Here is a 542-nt window from a genome sequence, read left to right on the forward strand (position 1 = left end):
GCCTCCAACGCTACGCTGTATTTCTTCGCCAGGGAAAGGAAACCGATGGCCGGATTGGCATCGAACAGCTTGATAAAGCCGGCGGTGGTGGTGCAGATCAACAGCCAGGCGGCAGGCAGCAAGGTCACCCAGATATAGCGCTGGCGTTTCATCTTGATCAGCACCACGGTGCCGAGCATCAGCGCGATACCGGCCAGCATCTGGTTGGAGATACCGAACAGCGGCCACAAGGTGTTGATGCCGCCCAACGGGTCGATCACGCCCTGGTACAGCAGGTAACCCCACATGGCCACGCAGCCGGCGGTGGCGATCAGGTTGGCGGTCCACGACTCGGTGCGCTTGAGCGCCGGGACGAAGGAGCCGAGCAGATCCTGCAACATGAAACGTCCGGCACGGGTACCGGCATCCACCGCCGTCAGGATAAACAGTGCTTCGAACAGGATCGCGAAGTGGTACCAGAACGCCATGCTGTTCTCACCGGGGAGGACATGGTGGAGGATCTGCGCGATACCGACCGCCAGGGTCGGCGCACCGCCGGCACG

1 protein-coding gene is annotated in these 542 nt (G+C 62.2%); it reads right to left on the reverse strand.

The annotated features are described in order from the left end of the window. Positions 1-542 (reverse strand): carbon starvation CstA 5TM domain-containing protein (locus tag M5C01_RS32790; RefSeq protein ID WP_283094146.1); only part of this gene is annotated, 542 nt, incomplete at both ends.

Source organism: Pseudomonas sp. MWU12-2319, assembly GCF_023242525.1.
GTDB lineage: Bacteria > Pseudomonadota > Gammaproteobacteria > Pseudomonadales > Pseudomonadaceae > Aquipseudomonas > Aquipseudomonas gingeri_D.